At 48.5% G+C, this 22,621-nt stretch carries 20 protein-coding genes; 13 read left to right on the forward strand and 7 right to left on the reverse strand.

Annotated elements, in window-relative coordinates; translation table 11 throughout:
* Positions 1 to 13: 13 nt before the first annotated feature.
* Both Y79_RS0111380 and Y79_RS0111385 read right to left on the reverse strand, forming a co-directional pair.
* A complete protein-coding gene (locus Y79_RS0111380; RefSeq protein ID WP_016937794.1) occupies positions 14 to 583 on the reverse strand; it encodes a TetR/AcrR family transcriptional regulator in 570 nt (189 codons plus the stop codon).
* 71 nt (positions 584 to 654) lie between these two features.
* Positions 655 to 3,156: a PEP/pyruvate-binding domain-containing protein gene (locus Y79_RS0111385; protein ID WP_016937795.1), complete on the reverse strand. Its 2,502-nt coding sequence runs from the start codon at positions 3,154 to 3,156 to the stop codon at positions 655 to 657.
* A gap of 299 nt (positions 3,157 to 3,455) precedes the next feature.
* Between Y79_RS0111385 and Y79_RS0111390 the strand changes: the two genes are divergently transcribed.
* The 3 genes from Y79_RS0111390 (at position 3,456) to uvrA (ending at position 8,733) form a co-directional block, all read left to right on the forward strand.
* Positions 3,456 to 3,692, forward strand: a complete 237-nt coding sequence (locus Y79_RS0111390; protein ID WP_016937796.1) for a CsbA family protein — start codon at positions 3,456 to 3,458, stop codon at positions 3,690 to 3,692.
* A gap of 174 nt (positions 3,693 to 3,866) precedes the next feature.
* Positions 3,867 to 5,852 (forward strand): excinuclease ABC subunit UvrB, encoded by a 1,986-nt coding sequence (gene uvrB / locus Y79_RS0111395; protein WP_016937797.1) that lies wholly within the window; start codon positions 3,867 to 3,869, stop codon positions 5,850 to 5,852.
* 7 nt (positions 5,853 to 5,859) lie between these two features.
* Positions 5,860 to 8,733 (forward strand): excinuclease ABC subunit UvrA, encoded by a 2,874-nt coding sequence (uvrA, locus tag Y79_RS0111400; RefSeq protein ID WP_016937798.1) that lies wholly within the window; start codon positions 5,860 to 5,862, stop codon positions 8,731 to 8,733.
* Between the two features lie 45 nt (positions 8,734 to 8,778).
* Here uvrA and Y79_RS0111405 read toward each other — a convergent pair whose 3' ends face one another.
* Positions 8,779 to 9,018 (reverse strand): hypothetical protein, encoded by a 240-nt coding sequence (locus tag Y79_RS0111405; RefSeq protein WP_016937799.1) that lies wholly within the window; start codon positions 9,016 to 9,018, stop codon positions 8,779 to 8,781.
* Between the two features lie 200 nt (positions 9,019 to 9,218).
* Here Y79_RS0111405 and Y79_RS0111410 point away from each other — a divergent pair, with 200 nt between their 5' ends.
* From Y79_RS0111410 to Y79_RS0111435, 6 genes are all read left to right on the forward strand, one after another.
* Positions 9,219 to 9,545, forward strand: a complete 327-nt coding sequence (locus Y79_RS0111410) for a hypothetical protein (RefSeq protein WP_016937800.1) — start codon at positions 9,219 to 9,221, stop codon at positions 9,543 to 9,545.
* Between the two features lie 24 nt (positions 9,546 to 9,569).
* A complete protein-coding gene (locus Y79_RS0111415; RefSeq protein WP_016937801.1) occupies positions 9,570 to 10,667 on the forward strand; it encodes a DUF4097 family beta strand repeat-containing protein in 1,098 nt (365 codons plus the stop codon).
* 4 nt (positions 10,668 to 10,671) lie between these two features.
* Positions 10,672 to 10,866 carry a PspC domain-containing protein gene (locus tag Y79_RS0111420; RefSeq protein ID WP_003151448.1) on the forward strand — a complete coding sequence of 65 codons (195 nt, stop codon included), beginning with the start codon at positions 10,672 to 10,674 and terminating at the stop codon, positions 10,864 to 10,866.
* Positions 10,867 to 11,226, forward strand: a complete 360-nt coding sequence (locus Y79_RS0111425) for a phage holin family protein (protein ID WP_014418984.1) — start codon at positions 10,867 to 10,869, stop codon at positions 11,224 to 11,226.
* A gap of 93 nt (positions 11,227 to 11,319) precedes the next feature.
* The gene (locus tag Y79_RS0111430) at positions 11,320 to 15,189 is read left to right on the forward strand and encodes a metallophosphoesterase (RefSeq protein ID WP_016937802.1); all 3,870 of its coding nucleotides are present in this window, start codon (positions 11,320 to 11,322) and stop codon (positions 15,187 to 15,189) included.
* Positions 15,190 to 15,354: 165 nt separating this feature from the next.
* Positions 15,355 to 15,930 (forward strand): TetR/AcrR family transcriptional regulator, encoded by a 576-nt coding sequence (locus tag Y79_RS0111435; protein ID WP_016937803.1) that lies wholly within the window; start codon positions 15,355 to 15,357, stop codon positions 15,928 to 15,930.
* Between the two features lie 133 nt (positions 15,931 to 16,063).
* Here Y79_RS0111435 and Y79_RS0111440 read toward each other — a convergent pair whose 3' ends face one another.
* Genes Y79_RS0111440 through nagA form a run of 3 tightly spaced genes read right to left on the reverse strand, consistent with a single transcriptional unit; the run spans position 16,064 to position 18,721 of the window.
* Positions 16,064 to 16,795, reverse strand: a complete 732-nt coding sequence (locus Y79_RS0111440; protein WP_016937804.1) for a GntR family transcriptional regulator — start codon at positions 16,793 to 16,795, stop codon at positions 16,064 to 16,066.
* A 13-nt stretch (positions 16,796 to 16,808) separates the two neighbouring features.
* Complete coding sequence (gene nagB, locus Y79_RS0111445) at positions 16,809 to 17,534, reverse strand: glucosamine-6-phosphate deaminase (protein ID WP_029575301.1); 726 nt, start codon at positions 17,532 to 17,534, stop codon at positions 16,809 to 16,811.
* The gene (gene nagA / locus Y79_RS0111450) at positions 17,531 to 18,721 is read right to left on the reverse strand and encodes an N-acetylglucosamine-6-phosphate deacetylase (RefSeq protein ID WP_016937806.1); all 1,191 of its coding nucleotides are present in this window, start codon (positions 18,719 to 18,721) and stop codon (positions 17,531 to 17,533) included. Before nagA ends, nagB begins: the two co-directional genes overlap by 4 nt.
* Before the next feature lie 169 nt (positions 18,722 to 18,890).
* On the opposite strand from nagA, the gene hprK reads away from it, so the two are divergent.
* From hprK to Y79_RS0111470, 4 genes are read left to right on the forward strand one after another with little or no spacing between them, the layout of a single operon-like run.
* The gene (gene hprK, locus Y79_RS0111455; protein ID WP_013353746.1) at positions 18,891 to 19,823 is read left to right on the forward strand and encodes an HPr(Ser) kinase/phosphatase; all 933 of its coding nucleotides are present in this window, start codon (positions 18,891 to 18,893) and stop codon (positions 19,821 to 19,823) included.
* 14 nt (positions 19,824 to 19,837) lie between these two features.
* Positions 19,838 to 20,653 (forward strand): prolipoprotein diacylglyceryl transferase, encoded by an 816-nt coding sequence (lgt, locus tag Y79_RS0111460; protein ID WP_016937807.1) that lies wholly within the window; start codon positions 19,838 to 19,840, stop codon positions 20,651 to 20,653.
* A 25-nt stretch (positions 20,654 to 20,678) separates the two neighbouring features.
* Positions 20,679 to 21,329, forward strand: a complete 651-nt coding sequence (gene ppaX, locus Y79_RS0111465; protein WP_016937808.1) for a pyrophosphatase PpaX — start codon at positions 20,679 to 20,681, stop codon at positions 21,327 to 21,329.
* 3 nt (positions 21,330 to 21,332) lie between these two features.
* Positions 21,333 to 21,851 (forward strand): acyltransferase, encoded by a 519-nt coding sequence (locus Y79_RS0111470; protein WP_016937809.1) that lies wholly within the window; start codon positions 21,333 to 21,335, stop codon positions 21,849 to 21,851.
* A 16-nt stretch (positions 21,852 to 21,867) separates the two neighbouring features.
* Here Y79_RS0111470 and Y79_RS0111475 read toward each other — a convergent pair whose 3' ends face one another.
* Positions 21,868 to 22,593 carry a C39 family peptidase gene (locus tag Y79_RS0111475; RefSeq protein WP_016937810.1) on the reverse strand — a complete coding sequence of 242 codons (726 nt, stop codon included), beginning with the start codon at positions 22,591 to 22,593 and terminating at the stop codon, positions 21,868 to 21,870.
* Positions 22,594 to 22,621: the final 28 nt, after the last annotated feature.

The following is a 22,621-nucleotide window of genomic DNA, read 5'->3' on the forward strand; positions in this document are numbered from 1 at the left end:
TAGGAGCCGGACATTACCGGCTGATAATTCCTTTAATAAAAATCTCAGTGCTGTGTTTCAGCATCGTTTCTTCAGAAAGAGTGATGACTCTTTTCCCCAGCTGCAGCCGGTGCATAAAATAACCGAAAATCATTGTCATAAAGACGTCTGCATTAGCTTCTTCGCTGCCGGGGCTTATCCTATTTTTCTTTGTCAGTTCCTTAAAGTAAACGATTAAATCCTTTTTCACGGATTGCGGATATACGACAATATCCTGCAGGACGTCTTCGAATAATTCCGGTTCGCGCAGGCAGATGCGGAACACCTCTTTTTTTTGTTCCAATCGCTGCAAAAGGGTCGTGGCGAAATGAAGAAGATCCTCATACAGATTGCCTTCCGCCTTGGTGATCACGCTTTCCGGTACCGGTGCCTGCTGCTCAATCATGGCTTTCATTAGTCCTTGCTTGTTTTTAAAATTACGAAAAATCGTTGCTTCACTTACATTCGCTCTTTCTGCGATTTCTTTTGTTGTCGCGGCGCGGTATCCTTTTTGAATGATAAGATTCATCGCAGCGTCAAGAATTCTCTTGTTCGTCGTTCTCAACATGTTTCACCTCGCGTAAATACTGGCAGGACAAGTATACACCCGCCCTGCCCGTCAATAAAGAGGGAAACCTAGCATGAAGCGCGTTTGACTATCGTAATCTGTCCGTTTGTGCCGTCTACCGAGACGATATCTCCGTCATTGAGCCTGTCAGTCGCGACACGTGTGCCGAGAACAGCGGGAAGCCCGTATTCTCTTGCGATGATCGCCGCATGTGACAGGATGCCGCCCGTATCCGTAACGACGGCCTTTGCATCCTGAAACAGACTGGTCCAAAGCGGTGTCGTCATTTTGCAGACAAGCACATCTCCTGATGAAAAACGGGAAAAATCACTTGCGTCACGAATGACTTTCACCGGGCCGCTTGCGATTCCGCTTGACGCTGCAAGTCCGTAAATATGATGTTCAGTGTTTTTTTCATCTTCTGTGATGGCGCCTGTAACCTGCTCAGCGGCTTTCAGCTGTTCGGGCGTCGGTGTGCCGAGATAAGCGGGCGCTTCAAGCAGCTGATATTGCTGGAAGAGCTGTTTACGTTCAGCGGTTTTTTCCTTCATTGGAACAGGCGTAACCAGCGCTTTCTCGACTTCATCGCTGTATAAGTACCACATATCCTCCCGGTCATCGATCACGCCTTGTTTTTGCAGCAGCTCGCCGATTTTCAAGAGACAAAGGCGCGCTTTGGCGTCCAGCATCGCATCGATATAAAAATGGTGATCATCTATGATGACGGATGCAGATAACGCCCACTGATAATAACGGTCAAACGTCTCCCGGAAGCCGTCATCTTCAATTCTATTCATGAAGGCGGCGTAAAGCTGTTTGCGTTTTTCTATCGTTTTATGAAACTCACTGTCAAAATCGTAGCCGTTCCGGACATAGTTTTGAATGTTAGCCAAAGCGAAATAAGGATTTTCCGCCCACGTTTCTTCGATCAGATCATGGCTTTTTACTGATCTCCATCCGTATTCTTGTAAAAATTCGCCGACTTGTTCGAGAAAGCGTTTTCCTTCATCTGATTGCAGAAGCGTCTGATGAAGCTCGTCGGCCTGAAAAGCAGTAAAAACGCGCAGCAGTTCAGGATTGTCTTTTACTTGTCCGGAAAGCAGCCAAAGCTGTCTGTCGGTTTCCAGTGATTTATTCATGACGCCGGCCAGCATTTCATACAGAAGGGAGGCGTTGTCTTTTTCAATCTGTCCGTACATGGACTCCAGTGTCATATTTAACGCAATTTGCGGAAAGACAATGTTGAAATGTTCTTCATATCCTTTTAAATAGAATTCTTGCAGGTTTCGGAACGCCTCAAGGGCAGTCTCCGGTGTATGATTTTTATGCGCCAGTCCGTCCAGCTTTTGATAAAAAGGCAGAAAGGTTTCATGAATAATATCATACATGCGGTCAGCCAAAACGGGAAAAAGCGCTTCTAACTGTTCTGCGGGCAGGTTGTCGTCCGTCTTATGCTGTCTGGAAAAAACATGGCCCTGGTGGAGCTTGACACGCTCAATCTCGATGCCCATCACAGGGAAGGCCTTCGTACTCTCTTTGAGGCCGTATTCTAAAGCAGGCACAATGAGAGAGGCGAATAACGGGCTGATGGGGCCTTCTATATTGGACTCCATATTGAGCCAAAAATCTTTCTGGTCCCGAGGCGTCATGATAAATTCCCGTTCTTCGTCTGCCGCTTTCTGATCCTGCGCGATCGTTGTAATCGGTCTGGCCTGAAGCAGATACAGCTTATTTTCGGCAAATCCGAATTCAAGATCCACGGGATAACCGTACAGTTCTTCCGTCTTTATCGTCAGCATGGCAAGTTCTTTGATGCTCTCGTCATCAAGGCAGAAGCGGTTTCTCATGTCAGCGGACGTTTCTTTTTCGGTTACGCCTTCCTTTTGAGAAACGATATACATTTCTTTTAAACCGATTTCTTTGTCAATCCGGAATGTGTCTTTATTGACGATAAATGTGTCGGGCGTCACGCTTCCGGAAACGATTGCTTCTCCGAGACCGTAGCTCGCGCTGATCATCAGTTCTCCGTCATCATGTGTGACGGGGTTTCGGCTGAAAATGACCCCTGATACCTCAGAATTGATCAGCCCTTGGACGACAACGCCCATTAGCGGTTCTGCAGTGTCATTGTTCATTTTCTCTTTATAACCGCTGACCCGAGCCGAAAAGAAGGAAGCCCAGCATTCTTTCACTTTTCCGAGAAACTCTTCTTCTGTTTTGATATTTAAATAGGTTTCGTACTGGCCCGCGAAAGAAGCGCCTTCAAGATCTTCGGACGCAGACGAGGAACGTACGGCAACAGAGGCGTATGATTCTCTCAATTCATAAAAAGAGGCAATCAGCTCATCGCGGAGCTCTTTTGAAAACGTGCCGTTTATAATGGCGCGCTCCATCTCTTCCTCTTCTGCCTGAAGCCGGTTATCTTCCATAAAACGCGTCAGCGCATTTGTCTGAATGACAAAACCGTCGGGAACGGGCAGGCCGTTTTTCGTCAGTTTAATCAGGTTCATTCCTTTTGCGCCTGCTGAGCGGCTCGATTCTTCCGCTTTTTGAAATCGTACTGAATACATGCGGTATAACCCCCTTTTTTCTTCATCCAAGAAAATGATAGTAAACACTATCATTACATTGTAAAGAGGGAGGAAGAAACTGTCAAAGACACAAAGACCTAATCCTTCTCCTCCTTTCGGCTGAAGAAAGGCAATTTGGTTCATTTCATTAATGGTTCAATAGATTTACATTCACATTTTTTCTGACAGATGATTGAAGACTGCTGAAAAAGGGTATTGTGAAAGCAGGGGAACGATTGTCCGATTCTTCATTTTTTACTATAATCAGATGAGATGAAGAATTCCCGAGGAGGGTTTTTGTGATTACAAAAGCCGTTTTTGCATTATGTTTCCCTTTTATGCTGGTCGTCCTTTTTACGCGGGTCACTTTTAACCACTATGTGGCGATCGCTCTCACAGCCGCACTGCTTTTCGCATCCTATTTAAAAGGTTACACCGAAACGTATTTCATTGTTGGATTGGATGTCGTATCATTGGTAGCCGGCGGGCTGTACATGGCCAAAAAAGAAGCAGACAAAAAGAAAGACAGTGCCTGACATGGTGAATATGAAATGGAAGCCTGCTTTTACGCCATAAAAGCAGGTTTTTTATACAAAAATTGACTTGGTAAAAACAAACCATCGAACTTTAGTTCGTATTTTTAGTGATTTTGCCCGTCATTGTGTTACTATATCAATAGGAAGATTTCGTAAAGAAACGGAGGCTTTTTTGTGAAAGATCGTTTTGAGTTAGTCTCGAAATATCAGCCCCAGGGAGATCAGCCGCAAGCGATTGAGAAGCTTGTCAAAGGCATACAGGAAGGCAGAAAACATCAGACTCTCCTGGGTGCGACAGGGACGGGCAAAACCTTTACCGTGTCCAATCTGATTAAAGAAGTCAATAAGCCGACATTGGTCATTGCCCATAACAAAACCCTTGCCGGACAGCTGTACAGCGAGTTTAAGGAGTTTTTTCCGAACAACGCTGTCGAATATTTTGTCAGCTACTACGATTACTATCAGCCGGAGGCGTATGTGCCTCAAACGGATACATTTATAGAGAAAGACGCAAGCATTAACGATGAAATTGATAAACTGCGGCACTCCGCGACATCCTCTCTGTTTGAACGGAGAGATGTCATTATCATTGCGAGTGTGTCATGCATATACGGTCTCGGTTCGCCTGAAGAATACCGGGAGATGGTCGTGTCGCTCAGACCGGAAATGGAGATTGAGCGGAACGAGCTGCTGAGAAAGCTTGTGGATATCCAGTATGCCCGCAATGATATCGACTTTAAGCGGGGGACGTTCCGCGTGCGCGGCGACGTTGTGGAAATTTTCCCGGCTTCCCGTGACGAACATTGTATCAGAGTGGAATTTTTCGGAGACGAGATAGAGCGGATCAGAGAAGTTGACGCTTTGACCGGAGAGATTCTCGGCGACCGCGATCATGTCGCGATTTTCCCGGCTTCCCACTTCGTCACCCGGGCGGAAAAGATGGAAAAAGCGATTCTGAACATTGAACAGGAGCTTGAGGAGCGCTTGAAAGTCATGCGCGAAAACGGCAAGCTCCTTGAAGCGCAGCGGCTTGAGCAGCGGACGAGATATGATCTTGAAATGATGCGGGAAATGGGTTTCTGTTCGGGCATTGAGAACTATTCAAGACACTTGACGCTCCGTCCTCCGGGGTCTACGCCGTATACGCTGCTTGATTATTTTCCGGACGATTTTATGATCGTCGTTGATGAATCACATGTGACGATTCCGCAGGTGCGCGGCATGTTCAACGGTGACCAGGCAAGAAAACAGGTGCTTGTCGATCATGGGTTCCGCCTGCCGTCAGCGCTTGACAACCGTCCGCTCCGATTCGAGGAATTTGAGAAACATATGCACAATATCGTGTACGTGTCGGCTACTCCGGGACCGTATGAGATTGAGCATACGCCGGAAATGATCGAACAGATCATCAGGCCGACGGGACTGCTCGACCCTCTCATTGATGTCCGGCCGATCGAGGGACAGATTGATGATCTGATCGGCGAGATTCAGGCGAGGATAGAACGGAATGAGCGCGTGCTCGTAACGACTTTAACGAAAAAAATGTCAGAGGATCTGACCGATTATCTGAAAGAAATCGGCATCAAGGTCAATTATCTGCATTCCGAGATTAAGACGCTTGAACGGATTGAAATCATCCGTGACCTCCGGCTCGGAAAATATGATGTGCTGGTCGGCATCAACCTGCTGAGGGAAGGTCTTGATATTCCGGAAGTGTCGCTTGTCGCCATTCTGGATGCGGATAAAGAAGGCTTCCTCCGTTCTGAGCGTTCGCTGATTCAGACGATCGGACGGGCAGCGAGAAACGCAGAAGGCCGGGTCATCATGTATGCTGATAAAATCACGCATTCGATGGAAATCGCGATGAATGAAACGAAGCGCCGCCGGGAACAGCAGGAGCATTTTAACGAAATCCACGGCATTACGCCGCAAACGATCAATAAGGAAATCCGCGATGTGATCCGCGCGACGCAGGCCGCTGAGGATAAAGAAGAATACAAAACAAAAGCCGTGCCTAAGCTGACGAAGCTGACGAAGAAAGAACGCCAGAAAGTCGTTGAGCAAATGGAGCATGAAATGAAAGAAGCGGCCAGAGCGCTTGATTTCGAGCGGGCGGCAGAGCTTCGTGATTTACTGTTAGAGCTAAAAGCGGAAGGATGATGAACACATGGCAATTGACCGGATCGAGGTGAAAGGGGCAAGGGCGCACAATTTAAAAAACATTGATGTAACGATTCCGCGGGATCAGCTCGTCGTCGTGACGGGTCTGTCCGGATCGGGAAAATCATCCCTTGCTTTTGACACCATTTACGCGGAAGGACAGAGGCGGTATGTCGAATCGCTTTCTGCCTATGCACGCCAATTTTTAGGGCAGATGGATAAGCCGGACGTTGATGCGATCGAAGGGCTTTCTCCGGCCATCAGCATTGACCAGAAAACGACAAGCCGAAATCCGCGGTCAACCGTCGGAACGGTAACGGAGATTTATGATTATCTCCGGCTCTTATACGCGAGAGTCGGTAAGCCGCACTGTCCGGAGCACGGCATCGAAATTACGTCGCAAACGATTGAACAGATGGTTGACCGGATTCTTGAATATCCTGAGCGGACGAAGCTTCAAGTGCTTGCGCCGATGGTCTCAGGCAGAAAAGGCGCCCATGTTAAGGTCCTTGACCAAATCAGAAAGCAAGGGTATGTAAGGGTGCGGATTGACGGAGAAATGGCCGAGCTTTCCGACGATATTGAACTTGAAAAAAACAAAAAGCATTCCATTGAAGTAGTCATTGACCGGATTGTCGTCAAGGAAGGCGTTGCCGCCCGGCTTTCCGACTCACTGGAAACCGCCCTCCGCTTAGGAGAAGGCCGTGTGATGATAGATGTCATCGGCCAGGAAGAGCTGATGTTCAGCGAGCATCACGCCTGCCCGATTTGCGGTTTTTCCATCGGAGAGCTTGAGCCCCGGCTGTTTTCGTTTAACAGCCCGTTCGGCGCCTGTCCGACTTGCGACGGTCTCGGTTTGAAGCTTGAAGTGGACCCGGAGCTCGTCATTCCAAATCCTGAGCTCTCATTAAAAGAACACGCCATCGCACCGTGGACGCCGATCAGTTCACAATATTATCCGCAGCTGCTTCAGGCGGTCTGCCGCCATTACGGCATCGATATGGAGACTCCGGTCAAAGACCTGCCGAAGCATCAGCTTGATAAAGTGCTGTACGGCAGCGGCAATGAACGGATCTACTTTAAATACGAGAATGATTTCGGACAAGTGCGGGAGAATGAAATTGAATTTGAAGGCGTGCTGCGCAATATTGAGAGACGGTATAAAGAGACAAGCTCCGATTATATCCGTGAACAGATGGAGCAATATATGTCACAGAAGCCGTGCCCGACATGCAAAGGCTACCGGCTGAAGAAAGAAGCGCTGGCCGTTTTGGTCAACGGACGCCACATCGGAACCATTACCGAACTTTCCGTCGGCGATGCGCTGGAATTTTTCGAAAACCTGACGCTGTCTGAGAAAGATATGCAGATTGCAGATTTAATTTTAAGAGAAATTGTGGAACGGCTCAGTTTCTTAGATAAAGTCGGTCTTGATTATCTGACGCTGAGCCGGGCGGCGGGTACGCTGTCAGGCGGCGAAGCCCAGCGTATCAGGCTTGCGACGCAGATCGGCTCCCGTTTGTCAGGCGTCCTGTACATTCTTGATGAGCCGTCCATCGGTCTGCATCAGCGTGACAATGACCGTTTGATCAGCGCGCTGAAAAACATGAGAGATCTTGGCAACACACTGATTGTCGTCGAGCATGATGAAGATACGATGATGGCTGCCGATTATCTGATAGATATCGGACCGGGCGCCGGCATTCACGGCGGCCGTGTTATATCTGCGGGCACGCCTGAAGAAGTGATGAATGATGCGGATTCTCTGACCGGACGTTATTTGTCAGGGGCTCAATTCATCCCGATGCCTCCGGAGAGAAGAAAGCCTGACGGCCGATACATTGAAATCAAAGGCGCTACGGAAAACAACCTGAAAAAAGCGAACGCCAAATTCCCGCTCGGCACTTTTACGGCGGTGACAGGGGTATCCGGTTCCGGAAAAAGCACGCTTGTGAATGAAATTCTGCATAAGGCGCTTGCGCAAAAGCTTCATAAAGCCAAAGCGAAACCGGGAAGCCATAAAGAGATCAAAGGCCTCGACCATCTTGATAAAGTGATCGATATCGACCAGGCGCCGATCGGCCGGACGCCGAGATCAAATCCGGCAACTTACACGGGTGTGTTTGATGACATCCGCGATGTGTTCGCGCAGACAAATGAAGCAAAGGTGCGCGGCTACAAAAAAGGCCGATTCAGCTTTAATGTGAAAGGCGGGCGCTGTGAAGCCTGCCGCGGCGACGGCATCATCAAAATTGAGATGCATTTCCTTCCTGACGTGTACGTCCCGTGCGAAGTGTGCCACGGCAAACGTTACAACCGGGAAACGCTTGAGGTCACATACAAAGGCAAAAGCATTTCTGATGTTCTGGATATGACGGTGGAAGATGCTCTGTCTTTCTTTGAAAATATCCCGAAAATCAAACGCAAGCTTCAAACGCTTGCCGATGTCGGACTCGGGTATGTGACGCTCGGTCAGCCTGCGACGACGCTCTCAGGCGGAGAAGCGCAGCGCGTCAAGCTTGCTTCTGAACTGCATAAGCGCTCCACCGGCCGGACGCTGTATATTCTGGACGAACCGACGACAGGCCTCCACGTTGATGATATCGCAAGGCTTTTGGTTGTGCTTCAAAGACTCGTCGATAACGGAGATACCGTTTTGGTTATTGAACACAATCTCGATATCATTAAAACGGCGGACTACATCGTCGATCTCGGACCTGAAGGCGGCGCGGGCGGCGGCACGATCGTAGCCTCCGGGACGCCTGAAGAAATTATCGAAGTGAAAGAATCATATACGGGCCGCTATCTGAAACCGGTAATGGAACGTGATAAAAAACGGATGAAAGCATTGCTGGCCGAAAAAGAAACGGCAGCCACTTAACAGATACAAGAACAGCCCAAAACCGATCGGTTTTGGGCTGTTGTGCTACAGGCTTTTCTTCTGTTGGGGAAGCTGTCTGCTTAAATGCATTAAGTCCTGCAGAATATGAGTGCTGCTGCTGTCCAGCAGCACTTTTATATATTGAATATCATGAGAAATGGGAAGAGGCGCCGCCTTGATCTGTTCCAGTTCAGCCAGCATTTCGCTGTTCATTCTTTTCTGTTCGCGAATCAATTTTCGCAGACTTTCTTCCGTTACTTGGTCGTTTCCGGGATCTTTCTCCATTTGGTATGTCCTCCTTGCATACGGTCAGGCTTTGTTACATATTGTAATCGGTTAGGGGAAAAGATTCTATAGTGAAATCTCTGAAATGAAAAATTACGTATAACGAAGCATGTCCTTTAGCATGAAAATGAAACCCGCCCATTCGTCATACGTATGTATAATGAAGGGCCTTTTACATTACCGCACAGGGAGTGTTTTTATTGAATCGAAACCAAGCGATCATCGCATCCATCTGTTATTTCAGCGTGTTTTTCGCGCCTCTTATTCTTCCGATTGTGGCTTACTTCGTCGTCGATGAAAAAGAGACGAAGCGGCATGCCATGCGCGCCCTGATTTCTCACATCATTCCGTTTGCGGGATTGCTGATTGTGATTGCCGGTGTTGTCGGAGGAGCGATTACGGCTCAGGGGGAGAGTATGGTTCCGGTTTTTGTTATGATAGCAGGAGCAGCTGTTTATTTTCTGATCCTCATCGGAATGGTCATTTGGAATATCGTGCAGGGAATAAAGGTATTACGCCAGGTGTAAGAAAAGTCGGGGGAGGAGTTTTATATGAAACAGGAGAAAGAACGGATTTTAAAGCTTGTGGAAGAAGGCAGGCTGACGGCGCAGGAAGCTTTGACGCTCATTGAAAAACTGGATCATGAATATAAAGAAAAAGAAGAGCAGATCACCGCATTATCAACGGAGGTCCAGGAACCTGCGGAAGACTTCAAAAGCGGGACAAAAGAAAGCCAAAAGCCGTCGCTCGGTGCTAAGCTGTTCGAGTGGATTGATTCGGCTGTCAAAAAAGTGAAGGAAGCGGATCTCGATCTGAATTTCGGCCACGCACACGACGTGCAGCATATTTTTCAATTTAAAGACAGTGAATTCTCAGCCATTGATATGCAGATTGCAAACGGCAGCGTCAATATCATACCGTGGGCGGATGAAGATGTCAGAGCGGAGTGCCAGGCGAAAGTGTACCGGGCGGACAGTCAGGAGGCGGCGCGCACCGCATTTCTTCAGCACATTGAGTGTGAAATGAAGGGCAATAAGTTTTTTGTCCGCACGGAAAAGAAAACGATGAAAACCAATGTCACGCTTTATGTTCCTCAGAAAGAGTACGATAAGATAAGAGTGAAACTGTTTAACGGACCGATCAGAGGGGAACATTTACATGTAAAAGAATTCTCGGCGAAAACGACAAACGGCGTTCTGTCGTTCTCTCATCTGACGGCTGAGAAAGCGTCGGCGGAAACGGCTAACGGACAAATCAAGCTGGCCGGCCATCAATGCGGCGCGATCGAAGCAGAAACAATTAACGGCTTGATTGATTTGCGCGGATCGAGTGAATCTATAGACGTCCAAAGCTTTAACGGCAATATCATCCTTACCGTGACAGCGCCGCACTGCCGCTCCATCTACACAAAAACGACGACCGGAAATGTGGAGATCGCCCTGCCTGATGACTCGGCGGTGAAAGCGGAGCTCAAAAGCAATCTCGGCTCTCTCAGCCACGAGCTGATTGATGCGGAGATTTTAAAGGAAAAGAATGATACCATTCAAAAAGAACTGATGCTGGAATCAAATCAAGCCCATGATCAGCATCTCTCGATTTTCTCAGAATCGTTAACAGGAGCCATTAAGCTCAAGCATACTCAGAGGTGATTGGATGAAAAGACTTTACCGTTCAGAAAAAAACCGTAAAATCGCCGGTGTCGTCGGCGGTTTGGCGGAGTACATCAATATGGATGCGTCGCTTTTGCGCATCATAACCGTTGTATTAGCGCTTGTCACGAGCGGAATCGTGCCGATTGTATATATTATCTGGTGTTTTGTCGTACCTTTAGAAGGAGATTTGAAATAAATGATCAAATGGGCAGTCAGCATTTTAGTAAATGCTTTATTATTAATCGTTATCGCGGGATATTTTGATTCCGTCCATATCAGCAGTATCGGAGCGGCTGTCATCGCCAGTGTGATTCTTTCTGTGTTAAATGTGCTGATCAAGCCGATCATCGTCATATTGACATTGCCTGTCACGGTTGTGACCCTCGGCCTTTTTCTGTTTGTCATCAACGCCATTACGTTAATGATGACTGCTGCCTTGATGGGAGACAGCTTTCAGATTGACGGGTTCGGCACCGCCATTTGGGCATCCGTCGTGCTTTCCGTTTTCCACTTGCTGATTCAAAAAGGCATATTGGAGCCGCTTAGAAAAGGATAAAAAAAGAGCTGTCCCCGAGGGGGCAGCTTTTTTATGTGCGGTTACATAAGCGGAGGCCTCCTGACGCAACATAATGCATAGGGAGGTAATGAGATGAAACTTGTGATGACGCTCTTTTTTCTGATTGGTTTGCTTTGTGTGAGTCCTTCTGCGGGTGCGGCGCGCAAAGAATCGGCAATCCCGGTGAATCAGCAGGAATTCGGACAGCCGCCTCATTACATACCGCTTCTGGAGAATCCTCCCCAAATCGAAGTAAAGGCGGAAATGAAAAGAAACCTGTTCATACAGGCTCATGTACAGAATGCCGATTATCAAGCGTTTTCGGCGTTTCTTTTTTATAAACAAAGCAATGAGCTGGGATATAAGATGGTGCCGATGGAGCCCACTCCAGGCGCAATCCGGCTGTTTACGGCCCAGGTTTCAAAACGGGATATCTGGAATGGAGAATTGGAATATTACCTCGTTTTCACCAACGGCAGACAGCGGGCGGAATCGGAGAAAAAGCGGCTGAAGCTGGACGGCTATCAAGCCGATTTGAATCATATTCCCGAGCTGATGATTACGGAGCTTGCCGTTGATACGAAAAATGAAGACGGCGCTGATGCCTATGAATTTATCGAGGTGTATAACACGACGGACAGACCCATTCACTTTAAGGATTATCATATCCGCTACCGCTACCCGAAGGAAGGGCCGGATTCAGATGTGATATGGAGGCCGAGAGAAGATATTGTCATTCCGTCAGGCGGCGCTTATGTGCTTTGGCTGAGGCGCGCCGGATCAGAACTGACGGCAGATGATTTCAACCGCTATTACGGAACCCGCCTGAAGGAGGGAAAACATCTCGCCGTCATCGAAGGGACGGACGGAATGTCCAACGCCCGCCCGCGGACGGTGGTGCTGTCAGCAAACACCGGAAAAACCATCGCCTCAGCGCATTACCGAAAACATGCATTCCGACGGCTGACTTCTTTGCTGTACAAATATCCGCTGAACGGAACGGGAGAATTGCTGAAGATCTCCACAAGCGAACATAAGCCGTCACCGGGCTCCGTTTTTCAGGCGCAGATCCCTCAGCAGAAAAGAGTGATCAAACCGGACAAGGAAAAACCGGTCATTGAAGACCTTACAGACAAAAAGCCGGTCCGGCCGGCAGAAAGCATTGAATTAAAAGCGGACATCCGGGACAAAAACCTTGTCAAAACAGCCGCGTTTTATTACAGAACCAATGAGAACAAACCATTCAAACGGATTCTGGCTGAAAAAGACCGCAACGACAGCTTATACCGTCACATTATTTATTCTCCGGAACTGCTCGGCCAGGATCAGCTGGAGTATTATATCGCAGCCGGTGACGGGGAAAATGAAGCGAAAACACCCGTCAAGATGATTGACATTGAACAGACGAGTAAATCACACGGACTCAGAATGAACATTGAACCGGAAGATACGATATCGGGCACCTATCTGCTCAAAGCCACATCTGACGCCGGCGCGGATAAGATCAGGCTGTGGATTGACGGCAAGCGGCAGGAGACCCGGCCGGCGCTGGAAAAAGAGGTCTATTTCGCCTTCGATGCCCGGAAAACCAATCTTTATTTCAAAAACACCGTCATGATGGAAAACGAGGTGCTGCACATTTTTGACGATCCGGCTCACCGCTACAGAACGTATTCGGTTCTGCTTCCGGAACGTCTGCTGCAAAAAGGGGGCAAAACGCAGAAAGTATCCATCCGCGCGGGCTCAAAGGTTTCTCCGTATGACACGGGGGAGAATCGGGATGATTTTATCGTAAAAAATGCCCGCCTGGTCCTTTCAGACGGAACGTTGATCAAAGACGGGAAGCGGGATCCTGCTGAGCAGCTGTTTATCGGTGACGGGAAGCGGGCGAATCAGAGCATGACCTTCTCATTCAGCCTGCCGGATCATTTATTTACGTCGCGGCTTTTGCCATGGAATACGGCGAAGCTTTCTGAAGGCTATCACCAGATTTTTGTAAGCGACGGTGAGGAGCAGCTCAGTCAGTCTGTGCGGGTGGACAATACAGGGCCGAAAATTGTTCCGGGTATCAAAGAAGGCGCGACATTGAAAGGTAACTTTGAGCTGAAAGCGGACATCCGTGATAAATGGAGCAAGGTGGAAGAAGTCAAAGCGTTTTTGGACGGAGAAAGTATCACGCTCCCGCATCATACGTCATCAGCCGATCTTAAGCCCGGAAAGCATACGCTTACCATCACTGCGGCAGACCTTGCCGGAAATGAAACAACGTCCGTCCGCACCTTCCATATCAAACGGGAGGAGCCGGATCAGCCGGAGCTTGCCGATCAAAACATTAGCGCCCATAAAGCGAAGCTGTCCGTCCGGGTAAAAGATCCGACGAAGGATGAGATGAATGTATCATTTTACCGGGGATTCCGTTACACCGCGCGGAATCCGGGCAGCGTGAGAGTGTATAAACACGCCTCATTAACAGAACCGCCGCAAGGCATAAAAGAAAATGAAATGCCGTTTACACTGCCGGAAATGAACCGTATCTCGGCAAATGACGGAAAAACAGTCTCATCAGAAAGCAAGGAACGTTTCCCTTATCACCGATTTGAAGTAACCGTTGACCCGTCTATTGACGAAACGGATCTGGCCGAGGCGGTCTGGAAAGGAAGCTCTCTGCCCGGCCGAAAGGTAACCATGTATATTTGGAATTACCGGACAAGCCGCTGGCAGGAGGCGGACAGCGTCCTTGCCAAAAATAAAAAGCCGTTTACGTTAAAAGCCGCCGTGTCTGCAGCGGACGCGGTGAAAAACTCAAAGATGAATGTCATCGTTCAGGATCAAATCCCGGCAAAAGGCAATTACTCGTTTGTCTGGATGTCCGATACACAGTATTACGCACAAGGGCACCCGAACATTTTTGACAAAATGACGGAGTGGATCAAAGAAAATAAGGAAAAGCACAATATCAAATATGTCTTTCATACCGGCGATATCGTCGATGATTCAATGGTGATGAAACAGTGGAAAAACGCCGATCACTCCATGCGGACACTTGATAAGGCGGGGATTCCGTACGGAGTGCTTGCCGGCAATCATGACGTCGGCCATAAAGACGGCACATACCGCACCTTCGGGGATTTCTTCGGAAGCCGCCGTTTTGAAAAGAACATGCATTACGGCGGGTCATACAAAAACAACCGCGGGCATTATGATCTGCTGTCGGCAAGCGGGAACGATTTTATTATGATTTATATGGGCTGGGGCATTACGGATCAAGAGATTGACTGGATCAATCAAGTGCTTAAGCAATATCCGGACCGAACCGCCATATTATGTTTTCATGAGTATTTGCTTGTGAGCGGAAACCGAAGCCCGATCGGGGAGACGATCTACCAAAAAGTCGTTAAGCCGAATCGCAATGTGGCGATGGTATTGAGCGGCCATTATCATAATGCCATGAAAAAAACCGATGCCCTTGACGATGACGGCGACGGAAAACCGGACCGTCTCGTTCATCAAATTCTGACTGACTATCAGGATGGTCCTGAAGGGGGCCAAGGCTATATGCGCATCATGCAATTCGATCAGGCCGCCGATCAGGTTCACATGTTCTCCTACTCGCCGTATACGGATGACATCAATTACTATGACACCGATCTGTTCGCTGATAAAGACGAATTTTCAGCTGAAATGGATTTACAGCCGAAAATGAAAAAGGTAGCGACCGATTATTTTGAATGCAACGTTTATACGAACGAACTGCTCGGTCATCAAAAACACGTAAAAAGCGGAAAAACCGCAGAGTGGGTCTGGGACGGCCTGCAGCCAGAATCAGTTTATTACTGGTACACCGTCGTCAAAGATCCGTACAACGGCAAAACAATATCACCGATCTGGATGTTCAAAACGGGAAATACGCCGTATGCTCCAGCTCCGGATCAGCTTGATTTCAGGCATGTCTCCAACCCATAACAGTGAAATACCGCCTGCTGATCGCTCAGAACGGAATCTGACGGTCAGCAGGATTTTTTCTGTACGGAAATGGCGGCGCCCTGCTGTAATAAGTGCTTTTGACTTTTTTATGTCCCTTTTCTATACTAAAATCGATTGGTTTTCTTAAATGCAGGAGGAAACATAATGAACAGTAAAACCGGGACAAAAGAAAGAATTATTCAAACCTCTGCATATCTTTTTCAGATTCAGGGATACCATGCGACAGGTTTGAATCAAATTATAAAAGAGAGCGGAGCACCCAGAGGGTCTGTGTATCATCACTTTCCAAACGGAAAAGAAGAACTCGCCATTGCGGCAATCAGACATACGGGAAGATGCGTTGAAAAGAAAATACAGAATAGTATGTCTGAATTCGGGGACCCTGTAGAAGCCATTCAGCACTTTATTCATGTAACGGCTGAACAGTTTAATGATCCTCAGAATATTGAGGGCGTGCCGGTTGGATTGCTGGCGGGTGAGACCGCTCTGATCAATGAAACGTTAAGATGCACATGTGTTGAGGTGTTCAAGAAGTGGACGGATGTGTTTGCGGCAAAATTTCTTGAACATGGGTTTGAACAAGAGGAAGCGGAGAAGCTTGGGATGACAATCAACTCGATGATTGAAGGCGCAATCATGTTTTCGCTGGCTCACAAAAACAAAGAACCGCTGCTGCTGATTTCAAAGCAGGTTCCGTATATTGTCCAAAACAGAGGGTAGCATTTTAGTACTCTTTTCTTTATAAAATTAGATACCAGAACCCCAGCCTCTCCGTTTTGACAGAGTCATAGAGAATTGATTTGAAAATGGCAGATCAAAAAAACATCTCCAACCCGTAACGGTTGGAGATGTTTCATTTCACCCTGTCCATATAATGCACGAATGTGTAGCGGTCGCCTCTGTAGGCGGATTTCACATGCTCAAAGGCAGTGCCGTCCTGCAGATAAGTGGTCCGCTTGATATAGAGGACGGGCGCGCCGGGCTGGATCCCGAGCAGTTCGGCTTCTTCCTCGGAAGCGGCTCCCGGTTCAAGCTCTTGTTTTGCCCGTGAGATCGGCATCTGATTGTACGCTTCGATGTGCTCATACATGGATGATTGAAAATGGGAGGCATCCAATTTCCCCGCCTTGTCAAACGGGATGTACGAGGCTTCAATCGCCATCGGGATATCATTCGCCAGCCGGACGCGGATGATTTTATGAAGCGTTGCCGGACAGCCGCATCCCAGGATAGAAGATAATTCTTCCGTCGCCTGAATCAGCTGGTATTCGGCAAGTCTGCTCCCCGGCTTCATGCCCCGGCTTCTCATATCTTCGGTGAAGCTTGTCAGCCCTTGAAGCGGCTGCTCCATCTTCAGTTTGCTGACGAACGTTCCCCGGCCTTTCTGTCTGTATAAAAATCCTTCATTCACCAAATTGGAAAGCGCCTGGCGCACCGTCATGCGGCTGATGCCGAATTGTTCGGCGTATTCCCGCTCCGACGGAAGCAGCGCATCCGCTTTCAGCTCGCCGTTTTTGATTTGGGTTTTCAATTGTTCCATAATCTGAAAGTAAATCGGAATCGGAGATTGTTTATCAATCTGCATAGGTCAAATCCTTTCAATCGCCGCCCGCAGCCTCTTCATCAATCAAGACCGTCACATCCGGGTGTTCGTGCAGGGCGGAGGCGGGGAATGCTTCACTGACACGCCCGTCCAGAAGCTGCTTCACCGCTTGGGCCTTGCTTTTTCCGGATGCCATGATCAAAATCCGTTTGCCGGACAAGATCGTCCTGATCCCCATTGTCACGGCTTTTTCAGGAACTTGATCGATTGACGGAAAGTACCGCGCATTCGCCCGCCTTGTCTCTTCATTCAGCTCAACGACATGGGTTCGGGATTCAAATGGCGTCCCGGGCTCATTAAAGCCGATATGGCCGTTGTGTCCGATGCCTAAAAGCTGAATATCCGCTCCGCCGAGTGTTTGAATCAATCGGTCATAGCGTTCGCATTCAGCCTCAAGATCGTCTGCCCGTCCGTCAGGGAGAAAGTGGCGGTCCTTTTTGCTGTCGATATGTGCAAAAAAATGTGTATTCATATAATAATGATAGCTGTTTTTGTCCTCGGGAGAAAGCCCGGCGTATTCATCAAGATTGATCGTCGTGACATCCCGGAATGACAGGCCCTCGGAGCGGTGCATCCGCACAAGCTCTTTGTATACGCCTTCAGGGGTGCCGCCCGTCGCAAGGCCGAGAACGGCATCCGGCTTTTGTTTAACTGTTTCAGCAATCATCTCTGCGGCTTTTTCGCTTAATTCTTCATAATGTCTGCATGTGATGACGTTCATATCCAATCAGCTCCTCCTGAGATATATGCGGTGTTTCCTCGGCAAATCGTTGCCAGCACGCCGCACTGTCCGTCCGTCAAAACAACGTCGGCGTCTTTTCCTTCTGCAAGGCTTCCTTTACGGTCAAAAATGCCGAGCCGGCGGGCTGCATTTGCCGCTGTCATATTAGCTATATCCAGCCATGAGCAGTTCGTAAACCTGTGCATGAGCGCCGCGCCTTCATTCATTTTTAAAATGGAACCGGCCAGCGTCCCGTCAGAAAGAAGCGCTTTGTCTCCGCAAACGGTGACTCTTTGTCCGCCGAATTCGTATTCTCCGTCCTTAAGCCCTTTTGCCCGCATGGAGTCTGTAATCATGATCAGGTTTTGGCTTCCTTTCGCCAAATAGGCAAGCTTTACAGCCAAAGGATGAGAATGAATGCCGTCAGTGATCAGCTCCGCCGTGATGCGGCCGCAGGCGAGCGCCGTTCCGATGCCCCCCGGCTCACGGTGGTGAAAGGAGCTCATGGCGTTGAAGAGGTGTGTCATATGCAGTGCTCCGGCATCCGCCGCTTTTTCTAAAAGATCGGCTCCCGCGTCTGTGTGTCCCATTGACGGGATGATGTTCCGGTCTTTTAAATAACGGATCAGGCTGAAATCAGGATCTTCTTCCGGTGCAAGCGTCACGATTTTAATCAGTCCTCCGGAGAGACGCTCCCATTTCTGAAAGAGCCCGGCATCGGCCGGCGTAATCCATTGTTTCGGCTGTGCTCCCGCTTTTTTCGGAGAGACAAACGGTCCTTCTAAATGAATGCCGATCAACTCAGCGCCTTTATGAGCCTGCGGTGAGGAGTCCGTCCATTCCTTGGCGTTTTTAAGCGCTTTTTCAATGTTTTCGTGCTGCTGTGTGATCGTGGTCGCTAGAAAAGCGGTTGTTCCTTCTTCGGGCAGCCGGGCGGACATTGTATCAAGAGCCGCGAGATCGGCATCCATCGTATCCGCGCCGTAACCGCCGTGAATATGGATATCTATCATTCCGGGAAGCGCATACGAACCCGCAGGCGCCTTCCATTCCTTCTCATACGTTTCCTGCGGCCTTGTTTGACCCGCGTAAGAAATGATGCCGTCTTTTATGCCGAGAAATCCGTTTCGGATGATTTCCTCTTCTGTTACGATGTCCGCACCGCTGATTAACAAGCTTTCAGCCACTTTAAAACACGCCTTTCTTGTTAGTTGTTAGTTTTATTTTACTCTTTTTCAGACTAGTTATCTATACCAGTTATGCCGGAATTGTATAAATCTGTTTTGGTTCAGACGGTAAAGTGATAAAATATAACTGTTCAAAGCTCGGAACATCCCAGAACAGGAGGAACATATCTTGGCAAAGGTTCGGACCAAAGACGTAATGGAGCAGTTCCATTTAGAATTGATCAGCGGAGAAGAAGGGATTAACCGCCCGATTACGATGAGTGATTTATCACGGCCCGGTATTGAAATCGCCGGTTATTTTACATATTACCCGAGAGAACGGGTGCAGCTTTTAGGAAAAACGGAGCTGTCATTTTTCGATCAGCTTCCTGAGGAGGATAAAAAACAGCGGATGGAATCGCTGTGCACCGATGTGACGCCGGCTATCATACTTTCCAGAGATATGCCGATCCCGCCGGAGCTTGTAGAAGCATCCGAGAAAAACGGCGTGCCGGTGCTGAGATCCCCTCTGAAAACAACCAGACTGTCAAGCCGGCTGACGAATTTTCTTGAGAGCCGTCTCGCGCCCACAACCGCCATTCACGGCGTGCTTGTGGATATATACGGCGTCGGTGTGCTCATAACGGGAAAAAGCGGCGTCGGTAAAAGTGAAACGGCCCTGGAGCTCGTCAAACGCGGCCATCGTCTTGTCGCGGATGACTGCGTCGAAATCCGGCAGGAGGATCAGGATACGCTCGTCGGGAATGCGCCTGATCTGATTGAGCATCTGCTTGAAATCAGGGGTCTCGGCATTATAAATGTCATGACGCTGTTCGGAGCGGGCGCCGTCAGAAGCAATAAGAGAATTACAATCGTCATGGACCTTGAGCTTTGGGAGCAAGGGAAGCAATACGACCGTCTCGGACTTGAAGAAGAAAAAATGAAAATCATTGATACGGAAATTACAAAACTGACCATTCCAGTCCGCCCTGGGCGAAATCTCGCCGTTATTATCGAGGTTGCGGCGATGAACTTCAGATTGAAGCGGATGGGCTTAAATGCCGCCGAGCAATTTACGAATAAGCTGGCGGATGTCATTGAAGACGGCGAACAAGACGAATAGGAGTTGGCAATAATATGAACGAAGCAGGAACACCAATCAATCCGATTGCCTTGCAGCTCGGGCCTTTATCCGTGCACTGGTACGGGATCATTATCGGCGCGGGTGCGTTATTAGGGCTTTGGATGGCCATGAGGGAGAGCGAAAAGCGGGGGCTGAAAAAGGACATTTTTATTGATCTTGTTCTTTTCGCCATCCCGATCGCAATCATTTGCGCACGGGCATACTATGTGCTTTTCGAGTGGAGCTATTACTCGGAACACCCCGGGGAAATCATTAAAATTTGGAAAGGCGGCATCGCGATTCACGGCGGATTAATCGGCGCGATCGCAACAGGCGTTGTTTTTTCAAAAGTAAGAGGGATCTCATTCTGGAAGCTGGCGGATATTGCCGCGCCGAGTATTCTGCTCGGTCAGGCCATCGGGCGCTGGGGAAACTTTATCAATCAGGAGGCTCACGGCGAAGCGGTCAGCCGTTCATTTTTGGAAAGCTTGCACCTTCCGGATTTCATCATTAATCAGATGTACATAGACGGACATTATTATCACCCGACGTTTCTGTATGAATCGCTATGGAGCTTTGCGGGTGTCGTGATTCTGCTTCTGCTCCGCCGCGTGAACCTGCGCAGGGGCAATCTGTTCTTAACGTATATCATCTGGTATTCGATCGGCAGATACTTTATTGAAGGAATGCGCACGGACAGCCTGATGCTCACGAGCCAGCTTCGGATCGCGCAGGTCATTTCCATTGTGCTGATTGTTCTTGCGATTATTTTAATGGTTTTCAGACGCGTTAAAGGGTATGCCGATAAGCGGTATGCGGATACGGACTGACGTCTGAAATCGGAAAGGACATAAGATGACTGATAAACGTTTAACCGCCATTTTATTCGATCTCGACGGCACGCTGATTGACACGAATGAACTGATTATCGCTTCTTATCTTCATACGCTTGATCATTATTGCCCGGGACAGTATAAACGGGAAGATGTGCTTCCGTTTATCGGCCCGCCTCTGTACGAAACATTTTCAGGCATTGATGCCGAAAAGTGCGATGACATGATCAGCATGTACAGGGCATTCAATCATGAGAAGCACGATGAGCTTGTCACGGAGTACGAAACGGTTTATGAAACGCTCGATGAATTGAAAAAAGCGGGCTATCAGCTCGGGATTGTTACCACAAAGCTGAGGGATACAGTCAATATGGGAGTGAAGCTGACAGGCATTGGTGAGTTTTTCGATACTGTCGTCACGCTTGATGATGTAAAGCATCCGAAGCCTGATCCCGAACCTGTGCGGCTTGCGCTCAGCCGGCTGGGGTGCGATCCGTCGGAGGCCATGATGGTCGGTGACAATTATCACGATGTCATGGCGGGCAAAAACGCCGGCACGAAAACAGCCGGCGTCGCGTGGACGATTAAAGGCGCACAGACGCTTTCCGCGTATGAACCCGATTATATGCTTGAGAAAATGAGTGATTTATTGCACATTACCGGAGTGAAGTAATCCGTGAGAAAAACAGACCGCCATCCGGTTGCAGGTGCAAATTCATTGTGGCATGTATATCAGACGGTTCCCTTTCTGAAGGTGATAAAAAACTTCATCATCATCCAGATTGCAAGGTATACGCCGTTTCTAAGCGTGAAGAACTGGCTGTACCGAACCTTTTTGAAAATGAATGTCGGAAAACAAACCTCATTCGCGCTGATGGTGATGCCGGATATTATGTTTCCTGAAAAAATCACTGTCGGAGAAAACAGCATCATCGGCTACAATACGACGATTTTGGCCCATGAATATTTAATACATGAGTACCGGACCGGTGATGTCACAATCGGTGACGAGGTAATGATCGGGGCAAACACAACGATTCTGCCCGGCGTCACCATCGGGAGCGGAGCCGTTGTATCAGCCGGCACGCTGGTGCATAAAGATGTCCCGGCCGGGGCGTTTGTCGGAGGAAACCCGATGAAGCTGATCTATACGCACGAAGAAATGAAAAAACGAATGGAAAACCCCGCTGATTAACGTCAGCGGGGTTTTTTTATGACTTGATTACAATGGCCTGGCTGCCCATCTGCTTCCAGGCTTTTTCGAATTCAGTCCGGTCCGTTTTTCTGTTTTTATAGCCGTAAGGGTCATTGACGTATACATAATCGTGATCATAACCGGTGACGGCTACGCTGTGCATGCTGAACGTGATGTCGACCTTTCCGTTCGGCGTATTCCAAGTCTGCATATGATCAACCGGTTTAAAGGAAGTGGTGATAATCACCCAGACCGGCCGTCCCTTTTCAAGCTGGCGGTACACAGCAGAAATGTCTTTTCCTGTCAGGTCGTATACTTTGTTTCCCGCATACTCTTTGGCCAGTTTAACAATCGGCTCATGATAAACGCCTAAACCCGGGCCGTTTTCCATGTCTCCGGCAAATCCTTCATTCGGATCTCCTTTCAGCCCGCTGCTGTATGTGAGCGGAACTTTATTGATTCGATCCGCCAATGTATTTTTTGATACATGATATCCGGCATTGTTCAAAATCATAGCAAGGCTTGTCACCTCACAGCCATTGTACAGTCTGGGTGAATCCATCTGTCTGTACAAAACGACATTCAGCGGTGACGCGCTCCCTTTTAACGGTGTTTTCTCATCAGGCTCGTCGGACTGCTGATTGAAAAAATTCAAATGAATATCGTTTGTATAGATGTTATATCCCAGATAGACAAGGACGGCTGTCAGAATCAGCACACATAATGTTCCAAGCGTCTTCATTATCAATTATTCTCCCTTGTTTCTGATG

The organism is Bacillus siamensis KCTC 13613 (assembly GCF_000262045.1).
Lineage (GTDB): Bacteria > Bacillota > Bacilli > Bacillales > Bacillaceae > Bacillus > Bacillus siamensis.